Raw genomic sequence first — 9354 nt, 5'->3', positions numbered from 1 at the left:
AGGAGTTCAGGCCGCAAGGGCTCGGGGCAGGGCACCGGCAGCAGGGAGGCCGCGCTGACGGCGCTCACCGGCGGGCGCCTGGCCCTGGGGTGCGGCCTCGTCGTCCAGCCGCAGCGTCAGCGAGATCCGCTTCCGCGGGATGTCCACGTCGAGCACCTTCACCTTGACGATGTCCCCGGGCTTCACCACGTCCCGCGGATCCTTCACGAACGTCTTCGACATCGCGGAGACATGCACCAGCCCGTCCTGGTGCACACCGACGTCCACGAACGCGCCGAACGCGGCCACGTTCGTGACGACGCCCTCCAGCACCATCCCGGAGGACAGGTCGGAGATCTTCTCCACCCCGTCCTTGAAGACGGCCGTCCTGAAGGCCGGCCGCGGGTCGCGGCCCGGCTTCTCCAGCTCCTTCAGGATGTCGCTCACCGTCGGCAGACCGAACGTCTCGTCCACGAACTCCTGCGGCCGCAGCGACCGCAGCACCGCCGTGTTGCCGACCAGCGCGGCGACCTCCGCTCCGGAGGACTTCACCATCCGCCGCACGACCGGGTACGCCTCCGGGTGCACACTGGACGCGTCCAGCGGGTCGTCACCGCCGCGGATCCGCAGGAAGCCCGCGCACTGCTCGTAGGCCTTCGGGCCGAGCCGCGCCACCTTCTTCAGCTCGCCGCGCGAGCGGAACGGCCCGTTGCCGTCCCGGTGCGCCACGATGTTCTCGGCGAGCCCCGAGGTGATGCCGGACACCCGGGCGAGCAGCGGCGCCGACGCGGTGTTGACGTCCACCCCGACGCCGTTCACACAGTCCTCCACCACCGCGTCCAGCGAACGCGACAGCTTCACCTCGGACAGGTCGTGCTGGTACTGGCCGACGCCGATCGACTTCGGGTCGATCTTCACCAGCTCGGCCAGCGGGTCCTGGAGCCGGCGTGCGATGGACACCGCGCCGCGCAGCGACACGTCCATCTCGGGAAGCTCCTGCGAGGCGAAGGCGGAGGCGGAGTACACGGAGGCGCCCGCCTCGGACACCATCACCTTGGTCAGCTTCAGCTCGGGGTGCCGGGTGATGAGCTCACCGGCGAGCTTGTCGGTCTCGCGGGACGCCGTGCCGTTGCCGATCGCGATCAGCTCGACCGCGTGCTCCTTCGCCAGCCGCGCCAGCTTGGCGACGGCCTCGTCCCACCGGTTGGCCGGGACGTGCGGATGGATCACATCGGTGGCCACGACCTTGCCCGTGGCGTCCACCACGGCGACCTTCACCCCCGTACGGAACCCCGGGTCGAGACCCAGCGTGGCCCGGGTGCCCGCGGGCGCGGCGAGCAACAGGTCGCGCAGGTTCGCCGCGAAGACCCGCACCGCCTCGTCCTCCGCGGCGGTGCGCAGCCGCAGCCTCAGGTCGATGCCGAGGTGCACCAGGATGCGGGTGCGCCAGGCCCAGCGGACCGTGTCGCCCAGCCACTTGTCCCCGGGACGCCCCCGGTCGGCGATGCGGAACCGGTTCGCGATGATCCCCTCGTACGACGACGGCCCGTCCGTGGGCTCCTCCGGCTCCAGGACGAGGTCGAGGACCCCCTCCTTCTCACCGCGCAGCATCGCCAGGACGCGGTGCGAGGGCAGCTCGGTGAACGGCTCGGAGAAGTCGAAGTAGTCGGAGAACTTCGCGCCCTCCTCCTCCTTGCCCTCACGCACCTTCGCGGCCAGCCGCCCGCGCACCCACATCCGCTCGCGCACCTCGCCGATCAGGTCGGCGTCCTCCGAGAACCGCTCGGTGAGGATCGCCCGCGCGCCGTCCAGCGCCGCCTGCGGATCGGCGACGCCCTTGCCGGCGTCCACGAAGGCGGCGGCCGCGGCGAGGGGCTCGACACCCGGATCGCCGAGCAGCCCCTCCGCCAGCGGCTCGAGCCCCGCCTCGCGCGCGATCTGCGCCTTGGTGCGCCGCTTGGGCTTGTACGGCAGGTAGATGTCCTCCAGGCGCGCCTTGGTCTCCGCACCCCGGATCCGGGCCGCCAGCTCGTCGGTCAGCTTGCCCTGCTCGCGCACCGAGTCCAGGATCGCCGTACGACGCTCCTCCAGCTCCCGCAGATAGCGCAGCCGCTCCTCGAGCGTGCGCAGCTGCGCGTCGTCGAGCATCTCGGTCGCTTCCTTGCGGTAGCGGGCGATGAAGGGCACCGTCGAACCGCCGTCCAGCAGTTCGACGGCGGCTCTGACCTGCCGCTCCCGTACGCCGAGCTCCTCGGCGATCCTGCTTTCGATGGACCCTGCGAGGGGTGTCGTCACGTTCCCGTACCGCCTTCTCCACTGAGGTTGCGCGGCAATTGTGGCAGGTGACGCGGACAATCGGGGATCAGGGCGGCGACTCGCCGGGGGACCGCACGGGCGGCGTCAGGCGCGACGGCCCCGGCCGGCGGACGAAGCCCCGCCGAACAGCCGGGCGAGCGCCCGGAACGGCAGCGTGACCACGGTGGCGATGGCGCCGCCGATCTGGCGCAGTACATCTGCGATGGCACGGAACACGTGTCTCCCCTTTTTTCACTTCCCGGCCTGTCCGGCCGGTCGTACCACGGGTACCTCGTCAATGCTTCAACATGCACGGCAGGAAGGGGGGATCCTGTCCCTGCCCGGAAGCGCACCCGCTGCTCACACGGCCGCACCGGGGCCGGCCACGAGCTCGTGGCCGGCCCCGGTGCGGCCGGTCCGGCGTGGTCAGTCCGACGCGGAAACGGTCCAGTTGAAGCGCGGTGTCCGGCGTTCCAGGAACGCGGCCACACCCTCGGCGGTGTCGCCGCTCTGCCGGGCCCGCTCGCTCCAGTGCGCGTCCCTGTCGGTGCGGCCGGTGGTGAACTCCTTGGCGGCGGCCTGCGTCAGCTGTGAGCGGGACACCAGGACGCGGGTGAACTCCGCGACGCGCCTGTCCAGTTCGCCCTCGGGCAGCACCTCGTCCACCAGACCTGTCCGCAGAGCCCGCCCGGTGTCGATCAACTCTCCCGAGAAGAGCAGGTACTTGGCGGTCGCCGGGCCCACCAGGGACACCAGCCGCCGGGTGGCGGAGGCGGGGTAGACGATGCCGAGTTTCGCCGGGGTCACCCCGAAGCGCGCACCCTCCTCGGCGAACCGCAGGTCACAGGCGGCCGCCAGCTGGGCCCCGCCGCCCACACAGTGACCGCGGACCGCGGCCAGCGTCGGCTTGGGGAAGGCGGCGAGCGACTCCTCCGCCGCCACGGCCAGCCGCTGGGCCTCCGCCGGCGACCCCCGGAGCGTGGAGATGTCCGCCCCGGCGCAGAACGTCGCGCCCGCACCGGTGAGCACCAGGGCCCGTACCTCCGGGTCGGCCGCCAGTGTTTCCAGCAGAGGCGGCAGGGAACCCCACATGGCGGCCGTCATGGCGTTGCGCTTCGCCGGATGGCGGATGACGACGGTGGCGACCGAGTCGGTGACGCTGTGCAGCAGTTGCGGCTCCATGCGCCGGATGCTATCCGCCCCGGCCGGCGGGCCGGACGCCAGGTTCGGCGGCGGGGTCCCGCCGTGCGGCACGTGACCGGCGGACGGCGGAGACCGGGAGCGGGGACGGGAACGAGGAGGCACTCATGGCCAGGACCGCCAGGACCACCGGGCCCCGGGGCGAGGCCGCGAAACTGAGCCGGGGCTTCAGCTGGCTCGCCGTACTGGGAGTGATCCTGGTCGTCGCCGGGCTGGTCGGTCTGGTGTACACGGGGCTGGCCACCCTGACCTCGATGCTGCTGTTCGGCTGGCTGCTGCTGGTCGGTGGTGTGATCGGGCTGCTGCACGCCGTGCAGGCACGCCACACCAACTTCTTCTGGCTCGGCGTGGTCGTCGCGGCCCTGAACATCGCGGCCGGTGTGGTGATCCTGAAGACGCCGGAGGCGGCGGCCGAGGCGCTGACCATGTTCGCCGCGCTGCTCTTCCTCACCGGCGGGCTGTTCCGGCTGGCCGGCAGCCTGGTGGTGCGCGGGCCGCAGTTCGGCTGGACGCTGGTCCAGGGCGCCTTCGGCCTGCTGCTCGGCATCCTCGTGCTGGCCACCTGGCCGAGCAGCAGCCAGTACGTCATCGGGACGTTCTTCTCCCTCTCCCTGCTCTTCGACGGGCTCGGCCTGATCGCCACGGGCTACGGCGGGCGCCGGATCGTGGGCATGGTCTCCGACCGGCTGGTGGGTGAGGAGGAGGCACGGGCGCAGGAGCGGGGAGAGGCTCCGGGAGGGGCCGCGGGTAAACCCGTACAACCCGAATAGTTCGCCGAGACGGCAGGCAGTGCGCGGAAACGGTCCCGTAAGCGACCGTGTCTCGCGTCGACGGTCGGAATCGCTCGATATTCGCTGACTTCTCTTCAGTGCCGAGGTGCGGAGCCGGTCGGTATCAACACTCGACGTGTGGTGACAATCGAGCGTGAGGGTGGCGATCCGCTGCCGTACGAAGGTGTTTGGCGGTTCACCGCCCCGGCCGTGGACGCCTCGGTCCCGCAGGCCCGCCACGCCGTGCGTGACCTGCTGACGCGGCAGGGGGTTCCGGTCGCGGACGACGTGGTGCAGGGCCTCCTGCTGATCGTCTCGGAGCTGGTCACCAACGCCGTACGGCACGCGGCGCTGCTGTCCCCGACGCTCGCCGTCGAGGTGGCCGTGGGCGCCGAATGGGTCCGGGTGTCCGTGGAGGACAACCACCCCTACCGCCCCACCGCCCTGGAGACCGACCACGCCCGCACCGGTGGCCGCGGACTGCTCCTGGTGCGCGAGATCGCCCGTGAGGCCGGCGGGGTCTGCGAGGTCGAGCACACCGCGGGAGGCGGCAAGGTGATCTGGGCCGCCCTGCCGCTCAAGCCCGCACGGATCCTCTAGCCGGTCACCAGCCGGCCGACGGTCCGGTCAGTTCCCGGACCGCCGGCCGGGCGGCGTCCAGGACGGTCATGAACCACGCCGAGTAGCTGTCCCGCGCGTGCCGCTCCGCCAGCTCGGCCGGGGTCACGAACGCCGTGGACGCCACCTCCTCGGGGTCCGGCCGCAGCGGCGACTGCACCATGCCGACGAAGAGGTGGTTGTACTCCTGCTCCACCAGGCCCGACGCCGGGTCCGGGTGGTTGTAGCGGACCGTGCCCGCCTCGGCGAGCAGCGAGGGGGACACTCCCAGCTCCTCGAAGGTCCGCCGGGCCGCCGCCGCGAACGGCGCCTCACCGGGGTACGGGTGACCGCAGCAGGTGTTGGACCAGACACCGGGGGAGTGGTACTTGCCCAGCGCCCGCCGCTGGAGCAGCAGCCGCCCCCGCTCGTCGAACAGGAACACCGAGAACGCCCGGTGCAGCTGCCCCGGCGGCTGATGCGCGGCCAGCTTCTCCGCGGTGCCGATCGTCACGCCGTCCTCGTCGACCAGTTCCAGCAAAATCGGCTCGGCGGTGCCGCTCGACGGGCTGTTCGTCGCGGTGGCAGGTGTGATCGGCATACCCATCCTTCACTCGGTCTTCGCGCCCCAAGTCTGCCGCACGAATCCGGCACTCCCGGCACTCCGGTCCTCGCCCGCATGTCCCCCGGCGGTGCCGGAGGCAGTCGGCGCCACCCGGGACGGAACCGGCCCCGGCCCTGGCCCTGGCCCTGGCCCTGGCCCCGGAGCTGATCGTGCCCGCGGCGTCCGGCCGGGAACCGTCCGCGGGAGAGGGCTGCGGGGGAAAGGGACACGGCAGGGGGGCGGAGGGCCGCGCCACCCGGCGCATCGGTGCACCGGGGCGCTGTCGGGCCGCCTCAGTGGCAAAGACGCGCCTCGTGCTCGGCGTGCCCCACCGGCTCCAGCTGGAACGTGCAGTGCTCCACGTCGAAGTGATCATCCAGACAGCTCTGCAGCTCGTGCAGCATCTTCTCGTGCCCGAGGGACGTCAGGGTCTCGGAACTGACGACCACGTGCGCCGAGAGCACGGGCATCCCCGAGGTGATCGTCCAGGCGTGCAGATCGTGCACGTCCTCGACACCGGGCGTGGCCAGCATGTGCGCCCGCACCTGGGTCATGTCGACACCTTTGGGCGCCGCCTCGAGCAGGACGTCCAGGGTCTCGCGCAGCAGCTTCACGCTGCGGGGCACGATCATCAGCGCGATCACCAGGGAGGCGATCGGGTCCGCGGTGGTCCAGCCGGTGGTCACGATCACCAGCGCGGAGACGATCACCGCGACCGAGCCGAGCGCGTCGGCCGCCACCTCCAGGAAGGCGCCGCGCACGTTCAGGCTCTCCTTCTGCCCGCGCGTCAGAAGGGTCAGCGACACCAGGTTGGCGACCAGGCCGATCGCGCCGAACACCATCGCCAGCCCGCCCTTGGTGTCGGCCGGGGTGACGAACCGTTCGACCACCTCGTACAGCACGTAGCCGCCGACGCCGAGCAGCAGCAGACAGTTGGCCAGGGCCGCGAGGATCTCCGCGCGGGCGAGCCCGAAGGTGCGGCGCTCGCTGGGCGGGCGGCTCGCGAAGTGGATCGCGAGCAGCGCCATGCCCAGACCCAGGGCGTCCGTCGCCATGTGCGCCGCGTCCGTGACCAGCGCGAGCGAGTCGGCCAGCACCCCGCCGACGATCTGGACCACCATGACACCGAGCGTGATCGCCAGCGCCGCCCGCAGTCTGCCGCGGTACGCCGCACTGGCCGTGCCGCCGGCAGGCGCGCCGTGCGTGTGCCCGTGATCGTGCCCAGCCCCCATGGGTGCCGCCGCCTTTCCGCAGATGTCCGCCGGGACAGTAGTGAACTACGGGCGGGGGGCAGCGGGCAACGCGGCACTGAACACCGTTGTCATGTGCCCTGACCTGCGGAAACGATCCGCAGGTCAGCGCTGTCCCAGCGGCCCTGCCGCAGTGGCGTGGTGAAGCTGCCAGCCCTGCCAGGCCGAGTCGACCATCTCGTACACCGAACGGCCGGCGGTCCAGCCCAGCCGCTCGCCCGCGAGGGCCGACGAAGCCACCGCGCGGGGAGCGTCGCCCGGGCGGCGGGGTTCGACGAGCGGGGCCCGGGTGTCGCCGGTGACCTCACCGATGGCCGTGATCAGCTCGCGCACCGAGACACCCTCGCCGCGCCCGATGTTCAGGGTGAGGTCCCCGGTCAGGTCCCCGTCCGACAGCCTCCGGGCCGCCGCGAGGTGCGCCTCCGCCAGATCGGCCACGTGGATGTAGTCACGGACGCACGTGCCGTCCGGCGTCGGATAGTCGTCGCCGAAGACGCGGGGGGCCTCGTCGCGGGTGAGCCGGTCGAAGACCATCGGCACGATGTTGTAGACGCCGGTGTCGGCCAGCTCCGGCGCCGCCGCCCCCGCCACGTTGAAATAGCGCAGGCACATCGTGGACATGCCGTGTGCACGGCCGGCCGCCCGCACCAGCCACTCCCCGGCGAGCTTCGTCTCGCCGTAGGGGTTCACCGGGGCGCAGGGCGTCTCCTCCGTGATCAGATCCACCTGGGGATCGCCGTAGACGGCCGCGGACGAGGAGAAGACGAAGCGCCGGACCCCGGCCTCCGCGACGGCCTCCAGGAGCGTCGCGAGACCGCCCACGTTCTCCCGGTAGTACCGGGCCGGCTGGGCCACGGACTCGGCGACCTGCTTGCGCGCGGCGAGATGCAGCACGCCCGTCACCTCGTGCTCCGCGAGGGCGCGCTTCAGCAGCTCGCCGTCCAGGGACGAGCCCCTGACCAGCGGGACATCGGCGGGGAGACGCTCCGGCACGCCGGCCGAGAGGTCGTCCAGCGCGACGACCCGTTCCCCGGCGCCCGTCATGGCCCGCACCACATGTGCCCCGATGTAACCGGCTCCGCCGGTGATCAGCCAAGTCATGGTCGTCCACCCTATGCCGAGCCGCACCCAGCCGTGCCGCGCCGCACCCCGCCGAGCCGTACCGTGCCGAGTCGCGTCATGCCGGGCCGGGCCCGGCCCGGGCCGATGTGCGCCGGGCATCCGGGCCGAGTCGGGCATCCCCCGCCCTCCCGACCGTGCGGAACCGGCATCACGCCCGTGATTTCCTGAAGTGGCCCCCTATATCCCTTCTGGGGAGCGGTTTGTGGGACGGGCCCCGCATCCCCGATGATGACCGGCATCGGCGACGTGGGCCAACCGCGTCGGTCCAGCCGTGGAACGGGCGGTGAACGCGGGCTTCCGGATATCCGATAGCCTCTGCCGACATGCCGCCCGGAGGCCCTGTACGGGCGCTTCATCGTGTACACCACCGGCGTGGACGCGCCGGTACCCAGGGAGTGAGATTCGGTTGTCGACCGCCATCCTCACCGGCCAGCCGGTCCCCGGTTCGTCGATCGAGGGCGACCTGCGCTCCCTCGGCTTCGAGGTGCGGACCGCGTCCGGCACCGCCGAGGCCGAGACACTGCTCGCCGAGGTCCCCCCGCAGCAGCGGGTCGCCGTGGTCGACACCCGCTTCGTGGGCCATGTGCACGCGCTGCGCCTCGGCCTCACCGACCCCCGCTTCCCGATCTCCGCGATCCCCGGCGCCGTCACCGCCCAGCAGGCGGGCCGTCGGGCCCTGATCCGAGCGATGGCCCGCGAGAACTCGGCGGCCGGGACCCACGGGAGCGGCACCACCCTCGTCACCGGCCTCGCCGACCGCATCGCCACCGCCCTCGACGGCGACGGTGCCGGCGTGCACCGCCCCGAACTCGGCAGTCTCGTGGCCGAGGTTCCCGCCGACCCCCAGGCCCGCAACGAGGCCCGGCAGGCGGTCGCCGCCGTCGACGACGAGGCGCTGCGCCTGAAGTCCGCGGTCAAGGCCCGCGACGGGTTCTTCACCACCCACTTCATCAGCCCCTACTCCCGCTACCTCGCCCGCTGGTGCGCCCGCCGCGGACTGACCCCCAACCAGGTCACCACCGCCTCGCTGATCACCGCGCTGCTGGCCGCCGCCTGCGCCGCGACCGGCACCCGCCCCGGCTTCGTCGCCGCCGGCGTGCTGCTCATGGCCTCCTTCGTGCTGGACTGCGCCGACGGCCAGCTCGCCCGGTACACGCTGCGGTACTCCACCCTCGGCGCCTGGCTCGACGCCACCTTCGACCGGGCGAAGGAGTACGCCTACTACGCCGGCCTCGCCCTCGGGGCCGCGCGCGGCGGCGACGACGTATGGTCCCTGGCGCTCGGCGCCATAATCCTGCAGACCTGCCGGCACGTGGTCGACTTCTCCTTCAGCGAGGCCAACCGCGACAAGACCACCGCCGGCTCCGGCCCCACCGCCGCCCTCTCCGGCCGGCTCGACAGCGTCGGCTGGACGGTCTGGGCGCGCCGCGTGATCGTCCTGCCGATCGGTGAACGCTGGGCGATGATCGCCGTCCTGACGGCCCTCACCACCCCCCGGATCACCTTCTACGCGCTGCTCGCCGGCTGCGCCGTCGCG

At 72.3% G+C, this 9354-nt stretch carries 9 protein-coding genes; 3 read left to right on the top strand and 6 right to left on the bottom strand.

Annotated elements, in window-relative coordinates; translation table 11 throughout:
* Positions 1 to 6: 6 nt before the first annotated feature.
* The 3 genes from B9S61_RS17010 to B9S61_RS17005 form a co-directional block, all read right to left on the bottom strand.
* A complete protein-coding gene (locus B9S61_RS17010) occupies positions 7 to 2274 on the bottom strand; it encodes a Tex family protein (RefSeq protein WP_308457774.1) in 2268 nt (755 codons plus the stop codon).
* A 105-nt stretch (positions 2275 to 2379) separates the two neighbouring features.
* Complete coding sequence (locus tag B9S61_RS42355) at positions 2380 to 2511, bottom strand: LPFR motif small protein (protein WP_258039693.1); 132 nt, start codon at positions 2509 to 2511, stop codon at positions 2380 to 2382.
* Between the two features lie 189 nt (positions 2512 to 2700).
* Entirely contained in the window at positions 2701 to 3456 is a 756-nt protein-coding gene (locus B9S61_RS17005) for an enoyl-CoA hydratase/isomerase family protein (RefSeq protein ID WP_103543027.1), read from the bottom strand.
* A gap of 125 nt (positions 3457 to 3581) precedes the next feature.
* On the opposite strand from B9S61_RS17005, the gene B9S61_RS17000 reads away from it, so the two are divergent.
* Positions 3582 to 4244 (top strand): HdeD family acid-resistance protein, encoded by a 663-nt coding sequence (locus tag B9S61_RS17000; protein WP_103543026.1) that lies wholly within the window; start codon positions 3582 to 3584, stop codon positions 4242 to 4244.
* A 138-nt stretch (positions 4245 to 4382) separates the two neighbouring features.
* Complete coding sequence (locus B9S61_RS16995) at positions 4383 to 4844, top strand: ATP-binding protein (protein WP_103543025.1); 462 nt, start codon at positions 4383 to 4385, stop codon at positions 4842 to 4844.
* Between the two features lie 4 nt (positions 4845 to 4848).
* Here B9S61_RS16995 and idi read toward each other — a convergent pair whose 3' ends face one another.
* The 3 genes from idi to galE all read right to left on the bottom strand — a co-directional run bounded on the left by idi (position 4849) and on the right by galE (position 7796).
* Positions 4849 to 5442, bottom strand: a complete 594-nt coding sequence (gene idi / locus B9S61_RS16990) for an isopentenyl-diphosphate Delta-isomerase (RefSeq protein ID WP_103543024.1) — start codon at positions 5440 to 5442, stop codon at positions 4849 to 4851.
* A gap of 296 nt (positions 5443 to 5738) precedes the next feature.
* On the bottom strand, positions 5739 to 6677 hold the full coding sequence (locus B9S61_RS16985; RefSeq protein ID WP_103543023.1) for a cation diffusion facilitator family transporter: 939 nt from the start codon (positions 6675 to 6677) through the stop codon (positions 5739 to 5741).
* Positions 6678 to 6800: 123 nt separating this feature from the next.
* The gene (galE, locus tag B9S61_RS16980) at positions 6801 to 7796 is read right to left on the bottom strand and encodes a UDP-glucose 4-epimerase GalE (protein WP_103543022.1); all 996 of its coding nucleotides are present in this window, start codon (positions 7794 to 7796) and stop codon (positions 6801 to 6803) included.
* Between the two features lie 427 nt (positions 7797 to 8223).
* Between galE and B9S61_RS16975 the strand changes: the two genes are divergently transcribed.
* The coding region (locus B9S61_RS16975) for a CDP-alcohol phosphatidyltransferase family protein (protein WP_146064870.1) at positions 8224 to 9354 on the top strand (1131 nt) is incomplete at its 3' end.

The sequence above is a fragment of the Streptomyces sp. SM1 genome (assembly GCF_002910825.1).
In the GTDB taxonomy this organism is placed as follows: domain Bacteria; phylum Actinomycetota; class Actinomycetes; order Streptomycetales; family Streptomycetaceae; genus Streptomyces; species Streptomyces okerensis.
This window is presented reverse-complemented; position numbering and strand designations above follow the sequence as displayed.

What these genes read in the sequence shown, in the direction of transcription:
- B9S61_RS17005 (WP_103543027.1), bottom strand. Translation starts at nt 3,456, where the DNA reads ATGGAGCCGCAACTGCTGCACAGCGTCACCGACTCGGTCGCCACCGTC.
- B9S61_RS17000 (WP_103543026.1), top strand. Translation starts at nt 3,582, where the DNA reads ATGGCCAGGACCGCCAGGACCACCGGGCCCCGGGGCGAGGCCGCGAAA.
- idi (WP_103543024.1), bottom strand. Translation starts at nt 5,442, where the DNA reads ATGCCGATCACACCTGCCACCGCGACGAACAGCCCGTCGAGCGGCACC.
- B9S61_RS16985 (WP_103543023.1), bottom strand. Translation starts at nt 6,677, where the DNA reads ATGGGGGCTGGGCACGATCACGGGCACACGCACGGCGCGCCTGCCGGC.
- galE (WP_103543022.1), bottom strand. Translation starts at nt 7,796, where the DNA reads ATGACTTGGCTGATCACCGGCGGAGCCGGTTACATCGGGGCACATGTG.